The organism is Paraburkholderia sp. CNPSo 3076, from assembly GCF_026343935.1.
In the GTDB taxonomy this organism is placed as follows: Bacteria; Pseudomonadota; Gammaproteobacteria; order Burkholderiales; family Burkholderiaceae; genus Paraburkholderia; species Paraburkholderia nodosa.
Genome location: NZ_JAPMAL010000002.1, coordinates 87,965 through 110,024 on the forward strand (window position 1 = coordinate 87,965; position 22,060 = coordinate 110,024).

20 protein-coding genes are annotated in these 22,060 nt (G+C 66.0%); 9 read left to right on the forward strand and 11 right to left on the reverse strand.

Going from position 1 to position 22,060, the window contains the following annotated elements; all coding sequences use genetic code 11:
- Window positions 1-14 precede the first annotated feature (14 nt).
- Window positions 15-497, reverse strand: a complete 483-nt coding sequence (locus M3A49_RS02710; RefSeq protein ID WP_266227391.1) for a glutathione peroxidase — start codon at window positions 495-497, stop codon at window positions 15-17.
- Between the two features lie 190 nt (window positions 498-687).
- Here M3A49_RS02710 and M3A49_RS02715 point away from each other — a divergent pair, with 190 nt between their 5' ends.
- Both M3A49_RS02715 and M3A49_RS02720 read left to right on the forward strand, forming a co-directional pair.
- On the forward strand, window positions 688-2,637 hold the full coding sequence (locus M3A49_RS02715; protein ID WP_266227392.1) for an ATP-binding cassette domain-containing protein: 1,950 nt from the start codon (window positions 688-690) through the stop codon (window positions 2,635-2,637).
- A 66-nt stretch (window positions 2,638-2,703) separates the two neighbouring features.
- Window positions 2,704-3,951 carry a CaiB/BaiF CoA transferase family protein gene (locus tag M3A49_RS02720; RefSeq protein WP_266227393.1) on the forward strand — a complete coding sequence of 416 codons (1,248 nt, stop codon included), beginning with the start codon at window positions 2,704-2,706 and terminating at the stop codon, window positions 3,949-3,951.
- 68 nt (window positions 3,952-4,019) lie between these two features.
- Here M3A49_RS02720 and M3A49_RS02725 read toward each other — a convergent pair whose 3' ends face one another.
- From M3A49_RS02725 to alr, 3 genes are all read right to left on the reverse strand, one after another.
- Entirely contained in the window at window positions 4,020-4,283 is a 264-nt protein-coding gene (locus tag M3A49_RS02725; RefSeq protein WP_254352775.1) for a DUF2866 domain-containing protein, read from the reverse strand.
- 141 nt (window positions 4,284-4,424) lie between these two features.
- On the reverse strand, window positions 4,425-5,801 hold the full coding sequence (gene radA, locus M3A49_RS02730; RefSeq protein WP_266227522.1) for a DNA repair protein RadA: 1,377 nt from the start codon (window positions 5,799-5,801) through the stop codon (window positions 4,425-4,427).
- Window positions 5,802-5,817: 16 nt separating this feature from the next.
- On the reverse strand, window positions 5,818-6,888 hold the full coding sequence (gene alr / locus M3A49_RS02735) for an alanine racemase (RefSeq protein ID WP_266227394.1): 1,071 nt from the start codon (window positions 6,886-6,888) through the stop codon (window positions 5,818-5,820).
- Between the two features lie 220 nt (window positions 6,889-7,108).
- Here alr and lplT point away from each other — a divergent pair, with 220 nt between their 5' ends.
- On the forward strand, window positions 7,109-8,419 hold the full coding sequence (lplT, locus tag M3A49_RS02740; protein ID WP_254352777.1) for a lysophospholipid transporter LplT: 1,311 nt from the start codon (window positions 7,109-7,111) through the stop codon (window positions 8,417-8,419).
- A 117-nt stretch (window positions 8,420-8,536) separates the two neighbouring features.
- Window positions 8,537-9,343 carry a bifunctional hydroxymethylpyrimidine kinase/phosphomethylpyrimidine kinase gene (gene thiD / locus M3A49_RS02745; RefSeq protein ID WP_266227395.1) on the forward strand — a complete coding sequence of 269 codons (807 nt, stop codon included), beginning with the start codon at window positions 8,537-8,539 and terminating at the stop codon, window positions 9,341-9,343.
- Window positions 9,344-9,359: 16 nt separating this feature from the next.
- On the opposite strand, the gene M3A49_RS02750 is transcribed toward thiD, so the two are convergent.
- The 4 genes from M3A49_RS02750 to tsaB form a co-directional block, all read right to left on the reverse strand.
- A complete protein-coding gene (locus M3A49_RS02750) occupies window positions 9,360-10,319 on the reverse strand; it encodes a DUF1853 family protein (RefSeq protein WP_266227396.1) in 960 nt (319 codons plus the stop codon).
- 83 nt (window positions 10,320-10,402) lie between these two features.
- A complete protein-coding gene (locus tag M3A49_RS02755; protein WP_266227397.1) occupies window positions 10,403-11,383 on the reverse strand; it encodes a uracil-DNA glycosylase in 981 nt (326 codons plus the stop codon).
- On the reverse strand, window positions 11,370-11,864 hold the full coding sequence (gene rimI, locus M3A49_RS02760) for a ribosomal protein S18-alanine N-acetyltransferase (protein ID WP_266227398.1): 495 nt from the start codon (window positions 11,862-11,864) through the stop codon (window positions 11,370-11,372). The genes M3A49_RS02755 and rimI overlap by 14 nt, the downstream gene beginning before the upstream one ends.
- Window positions 11,861-12,685: a tRNA (adenosine(37)-N6)-threonylcarbamoyltransferase complex dimerization subunit type 1 TsaB gene (gene tsaB / locus M3A49_RS02765; protein WP_266227399.1), complete on the reverse strand. Its 825-nt coding sequence runs from the start codon at window positions 12,683-12,685 to the stop codon at window positions 11,861-11,863. Before tsaB ends, rimI begins: the two co-directional genes overlap by 4 nt.
- Before the next feature lie 189 nt (window positions 12,686-12,874).
- On the opposite strand from tsaB, the gene M3A49_RS02770 reads away from it, so the two are divergent.
- The 3 genes from M3A49_RS02770 (at window position 12,875) to aceA (ending at window position 17,006) form a co-directional block, all read left to right on the forward strand.
- The gene (locus M3A49_RS02770) at window positions 12,875-13,144 is read left to right on the forward strand and encodes an acyl-CoA-binding protein (RefSeq protein WP_028204087.1); all 270 of its coding nucleotides are present in this window, start codon (window positions 12,875-12,877) and stop codon (window positions 13,142-13,144) included.
- 408 nt (window positions 13,145-13,552) lie between these two features.
- On the forward strand, window positions 13,553-15,277 hold the full coding sequence (locus M3A49_RS02775) for a DEAD/DEAH box helicase (RefSeq protein ID WP_266227400.1): 1,725 nt from the start codon (window positions 13,553-13,555) through the stop codon (window positions 15,275-15,277).
- A 421-nt stretch (window positions 15,278-15,698) separates the two neighbouring features.
- A complete protein-coding gene (gene aceA / locus M3A49_RS02780) occupies window positions 15,699-17,006 on the forward strand; it encodes an isocitrate lyase (protein ID WP_266227401.1) in 1,308 nt (435 codons plus the stop codon).
- A gap of 245 nt (window positions 17,007-17,251) precedes the next feature.
- Here aceA and M3A49_RS02785 read toward each other — a convergent pair whose 3' ends face one another.
- Window positions 17,252-17,686: a universal stress protein gene (locus tag M3A49_RS02785; protein ID WP_028204090.1), complete on the reverse strand. Its 435-nt coding sequence runs from the start codon at window positions 17,684-17,686 to the stop codon at window positions 17,252-17,254.
- 189 nt (window positions 17,687-17,875) lie between these two features.
- Window positions 17,876-18,778: a LysR family transcriptional regulator gene (locus M3A49_RS02790; RefSeq protein WP_254352784.1), complete on the reverse strand. Its 903-nt coding sequence runs from the start codon at window positions 18,776-18,778 to the stop codon at window positions 17,876-17,878.
- Between the two features lie 165 nt (window positions 18,779-18,943).
- Between M3A49_RS02790 and M3A49_RS02795 the strand changes: the two genes are divergently transcribed.
- Entirely contained in the window at window positions 18,944-19,717 is a 774-nt protein-coding gene (locus M3A49_RS02795; RefSeq protein WP_266227402.1) for a haloacid dehalogenase type II, read from the forward strand.
- A gap of 67 nt (window positions 19,718-19,784) precedes the next feature.
- On the forward strand, window positions 19,785-21,377 hold the full coding sequence (gene aceB, locus M3A49_RS02800; RefSeq protein ID WP_266227403.1) for a malate synthase A: 1,593 nt from the start codon (window positions 19,785-19,787) through the stop codon (window positions 21,375-21,377).
- 94 nt (window positions 21,378-21,471) lie between these two features.
- On the opposite strand, the gene M3A49_RS02805 is transcribed toward aceB, so the two are convergent.
- A complete protein-coding gene (locus tag M3A49_RS02805) occupies window positions 21,472-21,879 on the reverse strand; it encodes a gamma-glutamylcyclotransferase family protein (protein ID WP_266227404.1) in 408 nt (135 codons plus the stop codon).
- Between the last annotated feature and the right edge of the window lie 181 nt (window positions 21,880-22,060).

Here is a 22,060-nt window from a genome sequence, read left to right on the forward strand (position 1 = left end):
CCGCCCGGCTGCGCTCAGAGCTGCTTTTCGATGTCCGCTGCGATGGCCTCGGGTTTCGTCATGGGCGCATAGCGCTTCACCACGCCGCCGTTGCGGTCGACCAGAAACTTCGTGAAATTCCACTTGATGCCTCCCAGCCCGAGCAGCCCCGGCGCCTCGCCCGTGAGCCAGCGATACAGCGGATGCGCGTTCGCCCCGTTCACGTCGATCTTTTCGAACATCGGGAACGCGACGCCGTAGTTCTTCTCGCAGAAGCTGCCGATCTGCGCGGCGTCGCCGGGTTCCTGCTTGCCGAACTGGTTGCACGGAAAGCCGAGCACCGCAAGCCCGCGCGCGGCGTACTGGTCGTGGAGCTTTTGCAGGCCCGCGTACTGCGGCGTGAATCCGCACTCGCTCGCGGTATTGACGATCAGGAGCACCTTGCCCGTGTAGCGCTCGAGGCTCACCGGCTCGCCGCCGCCGAGCGGTTGCGCCGAAAACGAATAGATCGATGTCATCTGGCTCTCCCGTGGAAAAGCGCCAGTCTACGTGAGAAAGCGGGCAATTAGCACTCGACCAGACGGCTAGCCGTTCGGTCAATGCCGGCCGGAGCGCGGCGCAGGCTGCGCGCACCGGTCTACGCGCCCCGGTCTGCGCGTCCCGGTCTAAAATAGCGCCTTCCTTCGTTTTCTTCCCGCCGACGCCGTCGTGATCCGCTTCAACCAATTCAGTCTTGCCCGCGGCACCAAGCCGCTTTTCGAACAGACGTCGTTCACGCTGAACCCCGGCGAAAAGGTCGGTCTCATCGGCGCAAACGGCGCGGGCAAATCGACCCTGTTCGCCGTGCTGCGCGGCGAGCTGCACGCCGACGCCGGCGACTTCTCGCTGCCGCCGTCCTGGCGCATCGCGCACGTCGCGCAGGAAACCCCGGCCGTCGACCGCACCGCGCTCGACTACGCGCTGGACGGCGACGCCGCGCTGCGCGAAATCGAGGCCCGCATCGCCGCGGCTTCGGCGGCGCACGATGGCGCGGCCGAAGCCGAAGCGCACGGCGCCTTCGCCGACGCCGATGGCTACACTGCCCCCGCGCGAGCCGAAGCGCTGCTGCTCGGCCTCGGCTTCACGCTCGAGCAAACGCGCCAGAGCGTCTCGAGTTTCTCGGGCGGCTGGCGCATGCGCCTGAACCTCGCGCAGGCGCTCATGTGCCGCTCCGACCTGCTGCTGCTCGACGAGCCCACGAACCACCTGGATCTGGACGCGATCGTCTGGCTCGAAGACTGGCTGCACCGCTATCCCGGCACGCTCGTCGTGATCTCGCACGACCGCGAATTCCTCGACTCGATCTGCAACGTCACGCTGCATCTGGAGAACCAGCAGATCAAGCGTTACGGCGGCAATTACTCGCAGTTCGAGATCCTGCGTGCGCAACAACTGGCGCTGCAGCAAAGTGCGTATGAAAAGCAGCAGCGCACCGTTGCCCACCTGCAAAGCTTCATCGACCGCTTCAAGGCCAAGGCCACCAAGGCGCGCCAGGCGCAAAGCCGCGTGAAGGCGCTGGAAAAGATGGAGCTGATCGCACCGGCGCACGCCAGCTCGCCGTTCACGTTCGAATTCCGCACGCCCGACTCCGCGCCCAACCCCATGCTCGTAATGGAAGACGTGCGCTGCGGCTATCGGGCCGAGGACGGCAGCGAAACGCCCATCGTCGAGCGCGTCACGCTCTCGATCCAGAACGGCCAGCGCATCGGCCTGCTCGGTGCGAACGGCCAGGGCAAGTCCACGCTCATCAAGACGCTCGCGGGCACGCTCGCGGCGCTCTCCGGCGAGCTGCGCACGGGCAAGGGCCTGCAAATCGGCTATTTCGCGCAGCACCAGCTCGAAACGTTGCGCCCGGACGACTCGCCGCTCCAGCATCTCGCGCGTCTCGCGCCCGACACGCGCGAGCAGGAACTGCGCGACTTCCTCGGCGGCTTCAATTTCCCCGGCGAAATGGCCGCGGCGCCCATTGCCCCGTTCTCGGGCGGCGAGAAGGCGCGCCTCGCGCTCGCGCTCATCATCTGGCAAAAGCCCAACCTGCTGCTGCTCGACGAGCCAACCAACCACCTCGACCTCGAAACGCGCTACGCGCTGACCATGGCGCTCGCGCAGTTCGAAGGCACGCTGATCCTCGTTTCGCACGACCGGCATTTGCTGCGCGCCACGACCGATCAGTTCATGTTGGTGGCGAAGCACCGTCTGCAGCCGTTCGACGGCGACCTTGACGACTACCGCGACTGGCTGCTGCAACACGCGGCCGAGCAACGCGCGGCGCTCAAGGAGGCCGCTTCCGGCACGGCGAACGCGGAAAACGGCGCAAGTGCCGCCGATGGCGTCAATCGCAAGGAACAGCGCCGCCAGGAAGCGGAGCAGCGCCAGAAGGTTGCGCACCTGAAGAAGCCGTTACAGGCGAAAATCGGCAAAATCGAAAAGGAAATGGATGCGCTCAACGGCGAAAAGAGCACGCTCGACGCCTTCGTCGCCGACCCGGCGAGCTACGAGCCGGAGCAGAAGAGCCGTCTGACCGAAGCGATTCGCCGCCAGGCCGAAGTCGCCTCGCGCCTCGATACGCTCGAAGCCGAATGGCTCGATGCGCACGAGGAACTCGAGCAGATCGGCTAGCGCAGCGCTGAGTCACCATCGCGCCATTAGGCGCTTTCGCCAGGTATGTTCGCCAGGGAGTCACGAGTGTCGTCACCCGCCGCATTGCAGGGCCTTCGCGTACTGGATCTGACCCGCCTTCTGCCCGGGCCCGTGGCCACCTTGCGGCTCGCGGAAATGGGCGCCGATGTCCTGAAAATCGAGCCGCCCGGTGCGGGCGACGCGGCACGCGTGATGATGCAAAGCGCAGTGGACGAAGTGGCCGCGCGCCCCGGCGCGTTCTATCGTCTCGTCAATCGCGGCAAGCGCGAAACGCGAGTCGATTTGAAGACCGAGAGCGGCCGCTCAGTGTTGTTCGCGCTCGCACGCGACGCCGATGTCCTCGTCGAAAGTTTCCGGCCCGGTGTAATGGACCGCCTCGGCGTAGGCTACGAGGCCTTGCACAAGGTCAATCCGAAACTCGTCTACTGCGCGATCACGGGCTACGGCACGACCGGCCCTTTCGCCGGCCATCCGGGCCATGACATCAACTACGTCGCCTATTCGGGCGTGCTCGACCAATTGGCCACGCGCGACAGCGTGCCGGTGCTGCCCAATTTTCAGATTGCCGACCTGCTTGGCGGCGCACTCAGCGCGGTCACCCAGATTCTCGCCGCGCTCTGGCATGTGGCGCGCGGCGGCGAGGGCCGTTTCGTCGATGTTTCGATGGCGCACGCGAGTTACGCGCACAACGTGGTCGCCCAGGTCGCGCTGGCCAACGACGACGCCGCGGCGCTGCAGCCAGGCGGCGGTCTGCTCAACGGCGGCGTGCCCTGCTACAACCTCTATCGCACGCAAGACGGGCGCTGGCTCGCCGTCGGCGCGCTCGAACTGAAGTTCTGGCAGACGCTGTGCCACGCCATCGGCCGCGACGACTGGACCGAGCGCCACTGGAGTCTCGGTCAGGCGATCGGCGGCGCGGATGCCGCCGCGCTCACGCGCGAGTTGGCGGCCATCATCGAGTCGGAGTCGCTGCAGACCTGGATCGACCGTCTGGAGGCGATCGACACCTGTGTTTCGCCTGTCCTCACGCCGGGCGAGGCTTCGCGCCATCCCCTCTTCAATGCCGAAGTGCTGCAAGCCATGATGGACGAAATGGCCGCGAGGCAAACGCAGCAGGCCGCGCCCGGTATGCAGGCGGCGCCTTTTCAGCCAGGCGCTCAGCCGCAAGGCACGCACTCCGCCCAACCTGCCCGGCCGGTCCAACCCGGCCAACCTGCGCAGCCCGGCCAGGGCACCGACACGTCGGGCGCGCCAGGCGGCAAAAAGCCCTTCACTTACGGCCCCTGGGGCTAGCCCTCTCCGTATCCCGCATCACCCGCGAGCACAATGAAAAAAGGGCGCTTCGCAGCGCCCATTTTTGTTTAGCGTCGCGGCAGCGTTTGCCGCGGCGTCCGTTCGTCGTCGTACATCACGTACTTGCGGCCTTCCACGTGGTGCGCAATGGTGCTGCGCACCTCGGCCGCCGTCACGTCTTCCGCCACGACGCGGCGCGAAATGCGCCCGTCGCCATCGATCCACTCGACGATGCGGCACGTACTGCCCCATGGTTGCATGAGCGGCTCGGACACCCGGCAGCCGCGCACGACGATCGAACGACCGCCGAAGGACGTATCAGTCTGTTTCAAGTCGCTATCCTTTCCGCTCGACACGGGTTGAACATCGCGCCAAGGATAGGGAAATCGCGGTCTGAAATGGTTACAGCCGGAACCAGGGTTGTTACTAATCATTACGCGCCAGTACAAGCCATCCGCACGCGCGCGGCGTGCTCAATCCAGCTCGCGCACCCGGTCGATTGCTTCCTCGAGGCGCTCCACCGCAATCACCTGTAAACCTTCGATCGGCTGTTTCGGCGCATTGGCGCGGGGAATCAGGGCGCATGAAAAACCCAGCTTCGCCGCTTCCTTCAGACGATCCTGGCCGCGCGGCGAGGGTCGGATCTCGCCCGCGAGGCCGACTTCGCCAAAAACGATCAGACCCTTGGGCAACGCCTTGTTACGCATCGAAGAGTGAATGGCGAGCAGCACGGCGAGATCGGCGGCGGGCTCCGTGATCTTCACGCCGCCCACGGCGTTGAGGAACACGTCCTGATCGAAGCACGCGATACCGGCATGGCGATGCAGCACCGCCAGCAGCATGGCAAGCCGGTTCTGTTCGAGGCCGACGGCCAGGCGCCGCGGATTCGGCACGTGCGCCGTGTCGACGAGCGCCTGCACCTCGACGAGCAGCGGCCGCGAGCCTTCCTGGGTCACGAGCACGCAGGAGCCCGGCACGCTCTGCTCATGCTGCGAGAGAAAGAGCGCCGAAGGGTTCGCCACGCCGCGCAACCCCTTCTCGGTCATCGCGAACACACCCAGTTCGTTGACCGCGCCGAAGCGGTTTTTGAACGCGCGCACGAGCCGGAACGACGAATGCGTGTCGCCTTCGAAATACAGCACGGTGTCGACGATGTGCTCGAGCACCCGCGGCCCCGCGAGGTTGCCCTCCTTCGTCACGTGGCCGACCATGATGATCGCCGTGCCCGACTGCTTGGCGATGCGCGTGAGCTGCGCCGCGCACTCGCGCACCTGCGCAACCGAGCCGGGCGCGGAAGTCAGCGCTTCGGAGTAGATCGTCTGGATCGAGTCGATGACCGCGACGTCGGGCTTCTCGGCCTCGATCGTCGCCTGGATCTTTTCGAGCTGGATCTCGGCAAGCAACTGCAGTTCGCTCGCCATAGAGCCGGGATCGAGGAGCGCCAATCGTTGCGCGCGCAACGCGATCTGCGCCGCCGATTCTTCGCCGCTTACATAAAGTGCGCGACGCTCGGCCGCGATTTGCGCGAGCGACTGCAGCAGCAGTGTCGATTTGCCGATCCCGGGGTCACCGCCGATCAGCACCACGCCGCCCGCCACGAGGCCGCCGCCCAGCACGCGGTCGAACTCGCCCACGCCGGTCGTGAAGCGCGGCACGTCGGACGCCTCGATATCGGCGAGACGCCGCACCGGAGCGCTCTTCGCGAGCGACTGGAAACGGTGAGAGCTCGCCGTTTCGGCAACGCCTTCCACCAGCGTGTTCCACGCGCCGCACGCGGGGCACTGGCCCTGCCACTTGGGCGCCTGCCCGCCGCATTCGGTGCATGTATACAGTGTCTTGACCTTCGCCATGCTCTTTGCCATGGCGTTATTCGGCCCGCACGGGAACACGCGGCGCAACGGCGCACATCAGCTCGTAGCCGATCGTGCCGCAGGCTTTCGCGACGTCGTCGATGGGCAGATTGTTGCCCCACAGCTCCACGCGTGCGCCCACGCCCGCGCTGTGCACTGGCGTGAGGTCGACGGTGAGCATGTCCATCGAGACGCGGCCCACCACATGCGTGAGCACGCCGTCGACGATCACAGGCGTGCCTTCGGGCGCGACGCGCGGATAGCCGTCGGCATAACCGCACGCCACCACGCCGATGCGCATGGGCTTGCGCGCCGTGAAGACCGAACCGTAGCCAACGGTCTGCCCTTCGGCGACGTGCTGCGTGGCGATGAGTTCGGACGCGAGCGTCATGGCCGGCTGCAGGCCCGTACCTTCAAGCGCCGAGGCGAAGCCCGAAGGCGAAGCGCCATAAAGAATGATGCCGGGGCGCACCCAGTCGAAGTGCGTCGAAGGATGCCAGAGCGTGGCGGCCGAATTGGCGAGACTGCGCGCGCCAGCAATGCCTTGCGCGCCGCGCTCGAACGTTGCCATCTGCTCGCCGACGCCGCGCGGCGTGTCGGCGTCCGCGAAGTGCGTCATCAGCGTGATCTGGCCGATGCCGGCACAGGCACGCGCACGCTCCCATGCGGCGCGGTACTTCTCCGGCGTGTAGCCGAGCCGGTTCATACCGCTATTCATCTTGAGCTGGACGTTGACCGGCTTCGACAGACGCGCCATTTCGAGCATGCGCATCTGCTCGTCGCTGTGCACGACGGTCGTGAGGCTGTAGCGGTCGATCACGTCGATGTCGGTCGGCCGGAAAAAACCTTCGAGCAGCAGGATCGGCCCGGCCCAGCCGAGTTCGCGCAGCTTCGCGGCCTCCTCGAGGTCGAGTAGGCCGAAACCGTCGGTTGCGCGCAGGCCGGGAAACGCGCGCGCAAGCCCGTGCCCGTAGGCGTTGGCCTTCACCACGGCCCAGATTTTCGACTTTGGCGCGTACTTGCGGACGACGGCGAGGTTATTGGCGAGTGCGGCGGTGTGGATCGTTGCTGAGAGGGGGCGCGGCATGGGAGATTTTTTCGCAAAGACGCTTTCGAATCAGGAGCTTACAGGGTGTTTTCAGCACCCGACAGGCCCGCCTGACGGGCGCTCAAGGATTGTGCTAGTCCGAGTGCACCTATTTTCGTGATATAAAGCCCTGCGCACAACCCATTTCGAACGTAATAAGCCCGGATGCCTCCCACCCGTCCGGGGCGGACGGACCGCAGCGAGGAAAGCATCGCATCAGATGAAAAAAGGCTTTTACACCATCATGGCCGCGCAGTTTTTTTCGTCGTTGGCCGACAATGCGCTCCTGATCGCTGCAATTGCACTGCTGAAAGATCTCCACGCCCCGAACTGGATGACGCCGCTGCTCAAGCTGTTCTTCGTCCTCTCCTACGTCGTTCTTGCCGCCTTCGTCGGCGCCTTCGCAGATTCCCGCCCCAAGGGCCGCGTGATGTTCATCACGAACACGATCAAGGTCGTGGGCTGCGCCCTGATGCTGGCCGGCACCCACCCCTTGTTTGCCTATGGCGTAGTGGGTTTCGGCGCGGCGGCTTATTCGCCCGCCAAGTATGGCATCCTGACCGAGTTGCTGCCGCCTGAGCGCCTCGTCGCCGCCAACGGCTGGATCGAGGGCACGACAGTCGGCTCGATCATCCTCGGCACCGTGCTCGGCGGCGCGTTGATCAGCCCCCACATCGCCTCGCATGTGCTGCGCCACACGCCCGCCGCGATCAGCACGCCCGCCGAAGCCGCGATGGTCGTCATCATGGTGATTTACGTGATCGCCGCCCTCTTCAATCTGCGCATTCCCGACACCGGCGCGCGCTACCCGCGCCAGCAACACGGTGTCATCCGCCTCATCACCGATTTCGCCGACTGCTTCAACACGCTCTGGGGCGACAAGCTCGGCCAGATCTCGCTCGCGGTCACGACGCTCTTCTGGGGTGCCGGAGCGACGCTGCAATTCATCGTGCTCAAGTGGGCCGAGGTCTCGCTCGGCATGTCGCTCTCCGAAGGCGCCGTGCTCCAGGCCGTGGTGGCCGTGGGCGTGGCGGCTGGCGCCATGATCGCGGCCGCGCGCGTGCCGCTCAAGAAGTCGCTCTCGGTGTTGCCGGTCGGCATCATCATGGGTCTTGCGGTCATGCTCATGGCGTTCTACACGCGCCATCTCTTTCCGCCGCATTGGGGCCTGCATATTGGCCACATGCGCATTCCCGGCTACCTGATTTTTGCGTATCTCTTCCTCATGGTCGTGGGCGGCCTTTCGGGCTTCTTCGTGGTGCCGATGAACGCGCTGCTCCAGCACCGCGGGCACGTGCTGCTCTCCGCCGGCCACTCCATCGCCGTGCAGAACTTCAACGAGAACCTCTCGGTGCTCGTGATGCTGTGCCTCTACGCCGTGCTCGTCTGGCTCGACGTGCCGGTGACGATCGTGATCGTGCTGTTCGGCACGTTCGTCTGTCTGATGATGTGGCTCGTGATGCGCCGCCACCAGGCGAATCAACGCTCGTTCGACTCGGTCGCGCTGATCGGCGAAAATCACAGGCATTGATGGGCGCGCCTGTGGGCACACCGTGCGTGCCGCCACGTCTGCTGAATCGATCCTTCCCTGCGCACGCGCGGCACGTCTTGTCGACCCGGCCGCGCGCGACGCGCACCTGACGCTGCCATGACTTCACCGATTTCCAACGTTCTCACGATCGCCGGCTCCGACTCGGGCGGCGGTGCGGGCATTCAGGCCGACCTCAAGGCGTTCTCCGCGCTCGGCGCGTACGGCGCGAGCGTCATCACGGCGCTCACCGCGCAGAACACACGCGGCGTCACCGCAATCCACGCGCCCGACGCGGGTTTCGTCACCGCGCAGCTCGACGCCGTATTCGACGACATCCGCATCGACGCCGTGAAGATCGGCATGCTCGCCAACGCGGAGATCGTGCGCGCCGTCGCCGACGCGCTGCGCCGCCATCAGCCGCCGCGCGTCGTGCTCGACACCGTAATGATCTCGAAGAGCAATCACGCCCTGCTCGCGCCCGAAGCGGTCGCCGCGCTGCGCGAGGAGTTGCTGCCGCTAGCGGGCGTCGTCACGCCGAATCTGCCGGAAGCCGCGGCGCTGCTCGGCGTGTCGCCCGCCGCAGATGAAGCCGCGATGGTCGAGCAAGGCGAAGCGCTGCGCGCGCTCGGTGCACAGGCGGTGCTGATGAAAGGCGGGCATCTGGGCAGCGCAGACAGCCCCGACTGGCTCATCGAAGCCGGCGGCACGCTGCGCCTGGGCGGCCCGCGCGTGCCGGTCACGAATACACACGGCACGGGCTGCACGCTTTCTTCCGCCATTGCCGCACTGTGGCCGCAGCGCGGAGCGCTCGCACCGGCCGTTGGCGAAGCCAAGCAGTATCTGACGGCGGCGCTGGAGGCCAGTGATCGACTCGACGTCGGTCATGGCGTCGGACCCGTGCATCACTTCTGGCGCTGGTGGTGAGCGTGCTTTCGCGCGCTTATTGACGTGCAAATGCCGCGGCGCGCGCAGGCCAGTCGTCGGGAACGATGAAGCCGCGCGACTGTTCTCGGTAGCCGCCTGTGGTGTCGGCCGTGAATGCCGCGATCAGTACGGGGTCGTCTGGCCGGGCTAGCGCGTCGGCTAATGCATTGGGGTCGACGCAGGGCGCAGCCGCCAGCCTGCGCGGCGCGAGCCACGCGAGCCTCGGCAACACGCTCCAGCCATCTGCCGCCTGGTCCCGGGCGAAAGCCGGCCAGTCCGCACGCGTCACCCACCAGCCGCGCCCATGATCGGCGGCCAGCTCGGGGGCGTCTTGCACCCGTGACGGCGCCGCCTCTCCCGCCCGGTAGAAAAGCCAGCCTTTCACGAACATCTGCGCGAGCCACTGGCCTTCGTAACCCAGCGAGGCGAATTCTTCGCGCGCGCTCAAACGCAGTTGACGGTCGCGCAGATGCGTGAGTTTCAGATCAAAGCGATCGCGCAGATTCGGCCCGACGAATTCGGCGAGCGATGCACGGGCGTCTTCGCCCGGTCCCGCGTGCAGGTAGCACTTCACCGCCAGCTCCCAATGCAGGCGCTCTCCGGCACGCGTGCGCACGAGAAAATCGCACTCGCCGAGCGTGAGCCCCGCACGCCGCAGCGGCACGTTCTGCGCGACGAGCTGCGCCGCGGGTCCATGCGCGAGAAACCATCCCAGCAAGTTTTCGGCATAGCGGCCAAGGCGATGTGTCGGCGCGGCCAGGAGCGCTTCGTGCAGACGCGCCGGATTGCGATCGAGTTGCGCGAGCCAGTCACGCGTGGCGCGCGCTTCATCGGCATCGGCGCACCACTGCGCCAGCGGCGCGAGCGGTGGTTGCGCACGCAACAGATCGGCGCTGAAGAGCAGCCACGCGAGATCGCGCACGGCCGGATCGGCGAGGCGGTCGATTACCTCGTGGTTCGCGCCAGTACCGGGCACGCGCTCTGACCCAGCATCATCCTGCGGCCCGCCGTCGCCCCCGGCGCATTGGGCACCGGACACGTCCGCGGGCCGCGCGGCGCTCATCGCTCGCCGCCGGAGGCCGCGCGCCAGGTGTCGCGCGCGAGACAGAGGTCGGTCCAGGCCTTCGCCTTGTCGTGCAGGCTGCGCAGCAGATAAGCGGGGTGATAGGTGACGATGACGGGCACGCCCTCGTACTCGTGGACGCGTCCGCGCAGCGACGCGATGCTGCCATCGGTCTTGAGCAGGCTCTGCGCCGCGAAACGTCCGAGCGCGACGATGATCTTCGGCTTCACGAGCGCCACCTGACGCTGCAGATACGGCTCGCAGCGCGCGACCTCGTCGGGTTCCGGATTGCGGTTGCCAGGCGGGCGGCACTTGATAACGTTCGCGATATAGACGTTCTCACCCCGTGCGAGCGAGAGCGCCCGCAGCATGTTGTCGAGCAGCTTGCCGGCCTGGCCAACGAAGGGCTCGCCCTGGCGGTCCTCGTTCTCGCCGGGCGCCTCGCCGATCAGCATCCAGTCGGCCTCGCGGTCGCCTACGCCGAACACGGTGTTGGTGCGCTTCTCGCACAGGCGGCAGTGCGTGCACGAGGCCACGCGTTCGGCGAGCGCGTCCCAGTCGAGCGTCGCGACATCGTTGCGCGGTGCGCCGTCAGCCTGAGCGTGCTCGGCGTCGTGTGGCAGAACCGGCTGGGCCACAGTGTCGAACCAGGCGAAATCTTCGTCGGTGAGGGGCGGCGGTTCGTCGGATGAATGCGCTGCGGGCTTCGACGGCGAAGCGGCGCGCGCAACGGGCGGCGGCGGTTGCGCGCGCTCCGGGGCGGCCGGTTGTGCTTCGGCTGGCTGCGGCGCGGCGACCGTATGCGTCGTTTGCATCACCGGCGCTTCGGCTTCGGCTTCGGCGCGCGTCAGCGCGGACGACGGCGCAACGGCCTCATCTTCGCGAAACGCTTCGAGCGGCGCTGCACCCCGCGCGCCTTTGCGCACCCAGCGCGGCGCGAGCCCAAGCTCCTCCAGCGCGATCTCATCGAGCGACATCCGCGCCCTCCCCTGCAAAAGAAAAACGCATCACGAGTGCGTCCTCGCGGCTGTGATGCCGGGCCGGATAGTAGTTTTTGCGGCGGCCGATCGTGACGAAGCCGAACTGTTCGTACAGCCGGATTGCCCGGTGATTCGAAGGCCGAACTTCGAGCAGCAAGCCTTCGAGAGCCTGCGTGCGCGCAATACGCACCGCTTCGCGCAGCATGGCGAGCCCCGCGCCCGCCCCCTGCGCCTGAGGCGCGACGCACAGATTCAGCAGATGCATCTCGTCGACCACCGGCATCAGCACGCAATAGCCAAGCAGCGTGCCGGTGACGTGGCGCATGCACAGCCCGTAGTAGCCATTGCGCAGCGAGTCCTCGAAGTTGCCGCGCGACCACGGAAACTCATACGCGGAACGCTCGATGATCGCGACTTCGTCCAGGTCGCTTTCGGTCATCGGCGACAAGTAGCGGTCGGTCATGAGCACGCCGCTCATTGCGCACTCTCGCCGCCTGCGCCCGCGCCACCCGCGCCACCATGGGAGGCGGCCTTCGCGGCAAGGCGCTCGGCCGTGGTCTGCGCGACCTTGTTGCGCACGTATTCGGGCGCGGCCTGGTCGGCCGGTTGCGTACGGCCCGCGCGAAACGCGCGCAACGCCGCGTGCGCCAGCGGCAACGCGTGCGGCAGCGCCTCGGCGTCGATCGTGCGCGCGGCGGCGGCAGCTGTCAGGCGCGCACCGAACGCGGCGGCGGCGTTGCCCGCCAGCGTGAACGGCGCATCGGGCGCGGCGATATGCTCCGGCGAGTCGAGCGATGCGGCCTGCAGCGTGCGCCAGTCGCCAGTTGCGGCGTCCCACGCGTAGTCTGCCCAGTAGGCTTCGTCCATGCGCGCGTCGAGCGCGGCCAGCACGCGGGTCGCGGCGGGATCGCGCAGCCGCGCGCTCTCCGCGCACACGAGCAGCGTGCCCACGGGCACCACCGGGATATCGAGGCCGAACGCGAGCCCCTGCGCCACGCCCGTCGCCGTGCGCAGCCCCGTGAAGGAGCCCGGGCCCGCGCCGAACGCGATCGCGTCGCAGTCGGCGAGCGTGAGGCCGGCTTCGTCGAACAATTCGCCAATGGCCGGCAGGAGTCGCGTGCTGGAGACAGCGCCCGTGGCCTCGTGGCGCACCCAGACGCTGACTTCCGAGCGCGATGCGAGGGCGGTCTCGCCGCCAGTGGAGGGAGAACGATCTGCGCCGCCAGGGGCGACGCGAAGCAGCGCGACCGAGCAAAATTCGGTCGAAGTATCGAGGGCAAGCAGCACAGTTTCGGTCATGAGCGCTATTGTAATGCCCCGCCCCCCGCACGGGCCCAGGGCTCTCGCCAACTGGCGCAGGCGCAGGCGTCATGGCCTCGTTTGACTCACCCGTGCCCGGCGAGAGTGGAGGAATCGCTCCAGCTTTTCAGGGGTTTGCGCTGCTACCATCGGCGCGCTGACCTGAACCACTATGCGGAGGAAACAACCATGAGCGACGTGAACACGCAGTTCGCCCAAGCCCAGCAAGACGTGCAGCAACTGCCGGAGCGTCCCGGCAATCTGACGCTGCTGCGCCTCTATGCACTCTTCAAGCAGGCCACCGAAGGCGACGTGCACGGCGACAAGCCCGGCTTCACCGATATCGTCGGCAAGTACAAGTACGAAGCGTGGGCCGCGCTGCAAGGCACGGCGCAGGAAACGGCCCGGCAGCAATATGTGGAATTGGTCGAATCGCTCAAGAGCGGCGCCACCAGCTGACCCGGCGCAACTATCGCGCGTGACGAGTTGAGGCGCCCCGCCTGCTGCGTCACGCCGCCGCGCCTGTTTCACTCGCGGTGCGTCGCTCTGGCGCGCCGCAACAAAACAAGATATACTGCGTGCTGCGTTGCGCTCCGGTCGCTCGTTCGATCAGCACAACGCCTCGTAGCGTTAAGCTCCAATCCAGTTTAGAACCTGTCCCCCCCTGCCATGGCCCTGTTTTTCGGGCCGTCAATATCAGGCTGGCGGCTGGCCAATCCCGGCCTGAGCCGCACCCAAAACAGCTTCTAACGAAAAATCCGCCATTGTGGGCGGATTGCCCCCGTTTTTCGATTTGTTCGCAAAATCCGACGACTTGGGTATGCCGATTGGCGCCGACGTTCTATTTCCTGTGTAACAAGGATTTTCATGACTTCGAGCAATACCCAAAGCCCCCTGGACGCAATCGCCGATCAGGCCCTCGGTCATTCCGCCGCCGCCGCCGCTTCCGCTGAAGCCCCCGCGCAGGCCGCTGAAGCCACCGACGGCTCGGCGTTCGCGGCACTCGGTCTGTCGCCGGAGATCGTCTCCGGGCTGATCGCAGCGGGCTACAAGGCCCCGACGCCCGTGCAGGAACGCGCCATTCCTGCCGCCATCGCCGGCCGCGACCTGCTGGTCTCGAGCCCGACCGGCTCGGGCAAGACCGCAGCCTTTATGCTGCCCGCTATCGAGCGCTTCGCGCAGATCCAGAAGACCCTGGCTGCCCAGCCGCGCGAGCCGCGCCCGCAAGGCGCGAACGGCCAGCAAGGCGATCGCCGCCAGCGCCGTCCGCAACCGGTGGCACGCCCCGGTCTGCTCGTCCTCACGCCCACGCGTGAACTCGCGATGCAGGTGACCACGGCCGCTTCGACGTACGGCAAGCACCTGCGCCGTCTGCGCACGGTCAGCATTCTCGGCGGTGTGGCTTACGGCCAGCAGCTGATGCTGCTCGCGAAGAACCCCGAGATTCTCGTGGCGACCCCGGGCCGTCTGCTCGATCACCTCGAGCGCGGCCGCATCGATCTGTCCGAACTCAAGATGCTCGTGCTCGACGAAGCCGACCGCATGCTCGACATGGGCTTCATCGACGACATCGACACGATCGTCGCCGCTACGCCCGAAACGCGTCAGACGATGCTGTTCTCGGCCACGCTCGACGGCAAGATCGCTTCGATCACAGGCCGTCTGCTGAAGGACCCGGAGCGCATTGAGATCGTGCGCAAGGTCGAGGCAGCCTCGAACATCGCGCAAACCGTGCACTACGTGGACGACCGCGATCACAAGGATCGCCTGCTCGACCATCTGCTGCGTGACGAAAGCCTCGATCAGGCTGTCGTGTTCACGGCCACGAAGATGGACGCCGACCAACTGGCCGGCAAGCTCGCCGACGCTGGCTTCGAAAGCGCCGCACTGCACGGCGATCTGCCGCAAGGCGCGCGCAACCGCACGATCCGTGCGCTGCGCGAGCGTCGCGTGCGCGTGCTCGTCGCGACCGACGTCGCGGCGCGCGGCATCGACATCCCCGGCATCACGCACGTCTTCAACTATGACCTGCCGAAGTTCGCCGAAGACTACGTGCACCGTATCGGCCGTACCGGCCGTGCTGGCCGCTCGGGCACCGCGGTGAGCCTCGTGCATCATGCCGAGCAAGGCGCCCTCAAGCGCATCGAGCGCTTCGTGCGCTCGCCGCTGCCGGTGAACGTTGTGGAAGGCTTCGAGCCGCGCAAGGCACCGCCGGCGAACCGTGGCTTTGGCGGCCGTGGCCGTCCGGGCGGCGGCAACGGCGGTGGCCGTCGCTTTGGTAACGGTGGTGGCAACGGCAAGCCGGGTGGCTACGGCGCCCGCGGCGGCCAAAGTGGCAACGGCGGCGGCGATCGCAACGGCAACAGCTGGGGCAACAAGCCGGAAGGCTCGCGCGGCGGCTACGGTGCCCGTGAAGGCGGCTACAACTCGGGTTCGCGTGAAGGCGGCTTCGGCGGCGGCTCGCGCGGCGGCGAAGGCAACCGCGGCGGCTACGGCCAGCAACGCGAAGGCTACGGCCGTTCGCGCGAAGGCGGTGGCGGTTACGGCGCACGCCGCAACGACGGCCCGCGTGGCGCACGTCGCGACAGCTAAATAGTTCAAAACGGCGCGCGGGGCGGCCTTCATGCCGCCCCGCCGCCGCAGCGAAATGCTCAGGACCGGTGCTCAGGCACCGGTCTTTTTTTATCTCCGCGTGGATTTCACGATACGAAAAATTTTTTTGCTTCGTAAAAAATCGTGCTGCGTGGCACAAAGGGATCGATTGCAAGATGGAAAATAGCATTTCACATCACAAAATAAATTACACAAAGCATTGATTTTATTTAAATAAAAAACCTGGAAAAAGCCCATTACCTGCCTGTTGCCGGTCAGTCGATTTGCCTAGACTCTTATATAAGAGTTCACGAATCGAAACCGCCGAATCCAAGACCCCGGCAAGTTCGTTTCGTGACATTCCGCGGTTCAGCCGTTTCGTTTCAGCGATCCACCTATCAGGCAAACGAAGGAGCACACCATGTCGACTCGTCAACAGCAAGCTCAGCAACTCCAACAGCAATGGGAAACCGATCCGCGCTGGAAGGGCATCAAGCGCAACTACACGGCTGAAGACGTGGTGCGCCTGCGCGGCTCGATCCAGCCCGAGCACACGCTCGCGAAGCACGGCGCTGAAAAGCTCTGGAAAGGCGTGAACACCGAGCCGTTCATCAACGCACTGGGTGCGCTCACGGGCAACCAGGCCATGCAGCAAGTGAAGGCCGGTCTCAAGGCGATCTATCTCTCGGGCTGGCAGGTCGCGGGCGACGCCAACCTCGCCGGCGAAATGTACCCGGACCAGTCGCTCTACCCGGCCAACTCGGTGCCGCAGGTGGTCAAGCGCATCAACAACACGCTCACGCGCGCCGACCAGATCCAGTGGTCCGAAGGCAAGAACCCGGGCGACGAGGGCTACACCGACTTCTTCCAGCCGATCGTGGCCGACGCTGAAGCCGGCTTCGGCGGCGTGCTCAACGCGTTCGAACTGATGAAGGCGATGATCGAAGCGGGCGCGGCCGGCGTGCATTTCGAAGACCAGCTCGCCTCGGTGAAGAAGTGCGGCCACATGGGCGGCAAGGTGCTCGTGCCGACGCGCGAGAACGTCGCCAAGCTCACGGCCGCGCGTCTGGCCGCCGACGTCTGCGGCGTGCCCACCGTGCTGCTCGCCCGCACCGACGCAGAAGCCGCCGACCTCGTGACCTCGGACATCGACGACAACGACCGCCCGTTCCTCACCGGCGAGCGCACCGTGGAAGGTTTCTTCCGCACGAAGAACGGCCTCGAGCAGGCCATCTCGCGCGGTCTCGCCTACGCGCCGTACGCCGACATGATCTGGTGCGAAACGGGCAAGCCGGATCTGGAGTTCGCGAAGAAGTTCGCCGAAGCGATCCACAAGCGGTTCCCGGGCAAGCTGCTCTCGTACAACTGCTCGCCGTCGTTCAACTGGAAGAAGAACCTCGACGACGCGACGATCGCCAGGTTCCAGCGCGAACTGGGCGCGATGGGCTACAAATTCCAGTTCATCACGCTCGCGGGCTTCCACTCGCTCAACTACTCGATGTTCAACCTTGCGCACGGCTATGCGCGCCAGAACATGAGCGCGTTCGTGGAACTCCAGCAGGCCGAGTTCGCCGCCGCCGAGAAGGGCTTCACCGCCGTGAAGCATCAGCGCGAAGTGGGCACCGGCTACTTCGACGCCGTGACGCAGACGGTCGAGCGCGAAGCGTCGACTACGGCGCTGCACGGCTCGACGGAAGACGAGCAGTTCTTCGACAAGAAGGTGGCGTAAGACCACCGGCAGCAGCGGCGGCGCAAGCCGTCGCGCTCGAACAGGCAGCCGGCACGCGTACCTTGGCGGGGCGCGCCGGCTGCCTGCCGACGCGGCCCAGGCACGTGCCGCCGGGCGTTCAGGGAGGAAGCGGTAGAGGACACAGGCCGCGCGTGCTGGACAGAATCCGGCCCGCGGCTCGCCCAGCCAACGCAGCGGGCGAGCGTGGCCTTGTGCTTCATCGCGAATCTGCAGGAAAGCGCCAGCTAGCGATACACGATCACCGGAATCTTCGTATGGGTGAGCACGCGCTGCGTCTCGCTGCCGATCAGCAGGCTGCCGAGCCCGCGACGCCCGTGCGAGGCCATGAAGATGACGTCGCAGCCGCCCGCTTCGGCGGCTTCGATGATGCCGAGATATGGCGATGGATGCACGCTCGTCCGACTGTCGCAGATCACGCCCGCGTTGCGTGCCGCCGCCTCGATTTCGTCCAGATGCACTCGCGCCTCTCGCTCACTGCGCGTCTGGAAGTCGCCGGGCGGCTCGATCACCACATCGGCGTAAGGCGAGTACGGATATTGCGGCAGGCACGCGTAGGCCGTGACGCGTGCGCCCACGGTACGCGCGAGGTCGATCGCGCCGTCGATCGCCTTTTTCGACAGTTCCGAACCGTCCGTCGGTACGAGGATGTGTTTGAACATGGCGCCCTCCGTGGTCTATCGGATTACGGGCAAGGCTAGGGTCACAGTCAAGGGTCGAAGCGCGGGCAAAAACTCAGCCGGCGTCTCGCGCGGGCGAGCGCCTGGCCCTCAGGTCGATTGTAGTGCGCGAAGAATCGCTGCAAGCCGTGCGTGCGGGTCATCCCGGATATCGGAAACACGCACTGCGCCCTATCCCCAGTAACCGGGTTGACCGTAGGTATGCTTGAGATAGTCGAGAAAGAGGCGCACGCGCAGCGGCAGATGGCGGCGCTGCGGAAACACCGCGTGAATGCCGATGGGCGGCGCGGCGAACGCGTCGAGCACGGTGACGAGCCGGCCCGCCGCGATGTCCTCGCCGACTTCCCACCACGAGCGCCACGCCAGACCGTGGCCCGCCAGACACCACTCATGCAGCACGGCGCCGTCCGAGCATTCCATCGTGCCCGCCACGCGGATCGACACCACTTTGCCGTCCTGCTGGAACGCCCAGCCGCGCTGCTGGTTCAGACTCGCGCCGAAGGCGAGGCAGTTATGGCGTGCGAGGTCGGCGGGCGTTTCGGGCTCGCCGCGGCGCGACAGATACGCCGGCGCAGCCACGCACACGCGCCGGTTCTCACCGAGCTTGAGCGACACGAGGGACGAATCGGGCAATTCGCCGAGGCGAACGGCGCAGTCGAAGCCTTCGTTCACGAGATCGACGAGCCGATCCGAAAGATCGAGCGCGATGCTCACGTCCGGATGCGCGACCGTGAAATCGGGCACGAGCGGCGCGACATGGCGACGCCCAAAGCCTGCCGGCGCGGACACGCGCAGGTGCCCGCTCGCTTTCACGCCACCCTCGGACACACTCGCCTCGGCGTTCTGCATGTCGTGAATGATGCGCTGGCAGTCCTCGAGGAACGCCGATCCTTCGAACGTGAGCGTGATGCGCCGCGTGGTGCGCACGAGCAGCTTCACGCCGAGGCGCTCTTCGAGCGCATCGATGCGCCGGCCGATGATGGCGGGCGCCACGCCCTCGGCCTGGGCAGCGGCGGAAAGGCTGCCCTTGGCGGCCACGGTGACGAAGGTCTCGATCTGTTTGAAGCGGTCCATCGGTGGACACTGCGCGCACTGGGCGACAGAAACAGAGGAAAAGAGAAGGTAGGCCGACAGATTAGGTGGGTAAAAGTAAAAGATCAAGTGATCAATCCCGCCTTTTTCAGTGATACGACTCATGAATACAATCGACCTCGACCTCTGAAGACGGAGTGCAAGGCTATGTCGGCCACAACGACACCCACCTCAACACGATTTCCCAAGGCAGTGATCTTCGACGCGTACGGCACGCTTTTCGACGTGCATTCGGTCGTCGCCGCCGCCGAGCAGATGTTCCCCGGGCAGGGCGAAGCGCTCTCGCATCTCTGGCGCCTGAAGCAGATCGAGTACACGCAGCTGCGCACACTCTCCGACCCGGCCGGCGCGCGCTACCGCCCGTTCTGGGACATCACGCTCGACGCGCTGCGCTACGCCGCGCGCCGCCTGAACCTGTCGCTCACGGGCGCGGGCGAAAAGCGTCTCATGGACGAATACGCTTGCCTCTCGGCATTCCCCGACGTGCTGCCCGTGCTGCGCCGCCTGCGTGAGCCACGCGAAGACGGCACACGCATGGGCCTTGCGATCCTCTCGAACGGCAACCCGCAGATGCTCGACATCGCGGTGAAGAGCGCCGGCATGAGCAGCCTCTTCGACCACGTGCTTTCGGTCGACGCGGTGCGTGCCTACAAGCCGGCCGCCGCCGCGTATTCGCTCGGCATCGCCGCTTTCGACGCCGCGCCACGCGAGCTGGTGTTCGTGTCGTCGAACGGCTGGGACGCCGCGGGCGCCGGCTGGTTCGGCTACACCACGTTCTGGATCAACCGCCAGCGACTACCCGCCGAAGAACTCGGCGTGGCGCCGCATGGCACTGGCGGCGGCATGGCAGAACTCGCCGCTTTTCTCGAAACCGCTGCGCCCGAGCGGCAAAGCCGCCCTCGCCCCAGCCCGGGCGCGTGACGGACAGCCGCTCGCCGCAGCCACAACAACCACACATTCACAATCTGACCGACCAAGGAGCAAGCAAATGGCGAACACATTGCAACTGCCGCAAGGCATGCAGATCACGGCTGACATCCAGCCCGGCTTCGAAACGATCCTCACGCCCGAAGCGCTCGAACTTGTCGCGAAGCTGCACCGCGCGTTCGAGCCCCGCCGTCAGGAACTGCTGAAGGCACGCGTCGAGCGCACGAAGCGCCTCGATGCCGGCGAGCGCCCCGACTTTCTTGCCGACACGAAATCGATCCGCGAAGGCGACTGGAAGATCGCCGCGCTGCCGAAGGATCTCGAATGCCGCCGCGTGGAAATCACGGGCCCGGTCGAGCGCAAGATGATCATCAACGCGCTGAACTCGGGGGCGGACGCGTACATGACCGACTTCGAGGATTCGAACTCGCCGAACTGGGAAAACCAGATCGTCGGCCAGCTCAACCTGAAGGACGCAGTGCGCCGCACGATTTCGCTCGAACAGAACGGCAAGACCTACCAGCTCAACGACAAGACCGCCACGCTGATCGTGCGTCCGCGCGGCTGGCACCTCGACGAAAAGCACGTGACGGTGGACGGTCAGCGTGTGTCGGGCGGCGTCTTCGACTTCGCGCTCTATCTCTTCCACAACGCGAAGGAACTGATCTCGCGCGGCAGCGGCCCGTACTTCTACCTGCCGAAGATGGAAAGCCACCTCGAAGCGCGTCTGTGGAACGACATCTTCGTCGCAGCGCAGGAAGGCGTGGGAATCCCGCGCGGCACGATCCGCGCGACGGTGCTGGTCGAGACGATCCTCGCCGCGTTCGAGATGGACGAAATCCTCTATGAACTGCGCGAGCACAGCTCGGGTCTGAACGCCGGCCGCTGGGACTACATCTTCTCGGCGATCAAGAAGTTCAAGAACGACAAGGACTTCTGTCTTGCCGACCGCGCGCAGATCACGATGACGGTGCCGTTCATGCGCGCCTACGCGCTCGAACTGCTCAAGACCTGCCATAAGCGCAACGCACCGGCTATCGGCGGGATGAGCGCGCTCATCCCGATCAAGAACGACGCGGCCGCCAACGAGAAGGCCATGGGCGGCGTGCGTTCGGACAAGGCGCGTGACGCAACGGATGGCTACGACGGCGGCTGGGTTGCGCACCCGGGCCTCGTGCCCATCGCGATGGAAGAGTTCGTGAAGGTGCTCGGCGACAAGCCGAACCAGATCGGCAAGCAGCGCGCCGATGTGAACGTCGCGGGCAAGGATCTGCTCGACTTCCGTCCGGAGGCGCCGATCACCGAAACGGGCCTGCGCAACAATATCAACGTAGGCATCCACTACCTCGGCTCGTGGCTCGCGGGCAATGGCTGCGTGCCGATCCACAACCTGATGGAAGACGCCGCGACCGCCGAAATCTCGCGCTCGCAGGTGTGGCAGTGGATCCGCTCGCCCAAGGGCAAGCTCGAAGACGGCCGCAAGGTCACGGCCGAACTCGTGCGCGAACTGATCCCGCAGGAGCTGGACAAGGTGAAGGCCTCGGTCGGCGGCGACACGAAGCCGTACGAGCGCGCCGCGCAGATCTTCGAGCAGATGTCGACGTCGGAAAACTTCGTCGAGTTCCTGACGCTGCCGCTGTACGAAGAGATCTGATCGCTCGGTATATCTAACGACTAGCCGATGCAAAAGGCCCGGCGGGTGTGAGCCCGCCGGGCCTTCGTGTTTTCATGCGCCGCGTCTCGAACGATCAGCGCGCGCGCCGATGCGCGACCCAGTCGCCGCCTGCGATCTCGGGGCGTCCTGCAATAGCGGCGGATGCAACCGGATAGTAGAGGCAAGCGATGCGTTCGCCCTGCACCTCGATATCCACTTCCTGCGAAACGAACAGATTGTCGACGCCTGGATAAACCTGCTCGATTTCGTCGAGCACGGCGAGGAGCGCGTCGTCGATTTCGTAGACGTCGCCAACGACCGTCGATTGCGCATCGGCCCACCCGGCCACCATCCCAGGATAGCTGCCGAAGTCGAAGAGCCGGCCGGCGAGCGTGGTGAGACCGAGGTGGCGCGGGCGCGCGATCGCGTTGCGATCCGCCGCGAGGTTGATGTCGTTGATCTCGCCCGCGCGCAGCGTGCCGTAGACGAACACGTATTTCATGGCTTTTCTCTCCTTCAGGGCGGCTCGCGCCACACGAGCACGCTGTCGATTCGCCCTCATTCTGCCCGGCCATCAATGCGTGCGGCCCAGGCCTTGGAGCGCGAGACGTCTACAATGGGTGCATCAATCGCCAAACTCGTCGCCAAAGTCGTCGCCAAACCCGCCGAACCCGCCACCCTGC

Coding starts and splice junctions, on each gene's coding strand:
- M3A49_RS02755 (WP_266227397.1), bottom strand. CDS start 11,383: ATGTCGCTCGATGAGATCGCGCTGGAGGAGCTTGGGCTCGCGCCGCGC.
- M3A49_RS02770 (WP_028204087.1), top strand. CDS start 12,875: ATGAGCGACGTGAACACGCAGTTCGCCCAAGCCCAGCAAGACGTGCAG.
- thiD (WP_266227395.1), top strand. CDS start 8,537: ATGACTTCACCGATTTCCAACGTTCTCACGATCGCCGGCTCCGACTCG.
- M3A49_RS02710 (WP_266227391.1), bottom strand. CDS start 497: ATGACATCGATCTATTCGTTTTCGGCGCAACCGCTCGGCGGCGGCGAG.
- M3A49_RS02795 (WP_266227402.1), top strand. CDS start 18,944: ATGTCGGCCACAACGACACCCACCTCAACACGATTTCCCAAGGCAGTG.
- rimI (WP_266227398.1), bottom strand. CDS start 11,864: ATGAGCGGCGTGCTCATGACCGACCGCTACTTGTCGCCGATGACCGAA.
- alr (WP_266227394.1), bottom strand. CDS start 6,888: ATGCCGCGCCCCCTCTCAGCAACGATCCACACCGCCGCACTCGCCAAT.
- radA (WP_266227522.1), bottom strand. CDS start 5,801: ATGGCGAAGGTCAAGACACTGTATACATGCACCGAATGCGGCGGGCAG.
- lplT (WP_254352777.1), top strand. CDS start 7,109: ATGAAAAAAGGCTTTTACACCATCATGGCCGCGCAGTTTTTTTCGTCG.
- M3A49_RS02805 (WP_266227404.1), bottom strand. CDS start 21,879: ATGAAATACGTGTTCGTCTACGGCACGCTGCGCGCGGGCGAGATCAAC.
- M3A49_RS02785 (WP_028204090.1), bottom strand. CDS start 17,686: ATGTTCAAACACATCCTCGTACCGACGGACGGTTCGGAACTGTCGAAA.
- M3A49_RS02775 (WP_266227400.1), top strand. CDS start 13,553: ATGACTTCGAGCAATACCCAAAGCCCCCTGGACGCAATCGCCGATCAG.
- tsaB (WP_266227399.1), bottom strand. CDS start 12,685: ATGACCGAAACTGTGCTGCTTGCCCTCGATACTTCGACCGAATTTTGC.
- aceA (WP_266227401.1), top strand. CDS start 15,699: ATGTCGACTCGTCAACAGCAAGCTCAGCAACTCCAACAGCAATGGGAA.
- M3A49_RS02790 (WP_254352784.1), bottom strand. CDS start 18,778: ATGGACCGCTTCAAACAGATCGAGACCTTCGTCACCGTGGCCGCCAAG.
- aceB (WP_266227403.1), top strand. CDS start 19,785: ATGGCGAACACATTGCAACTGCCGCAAGGCATGCAGATCACGGCTGAC.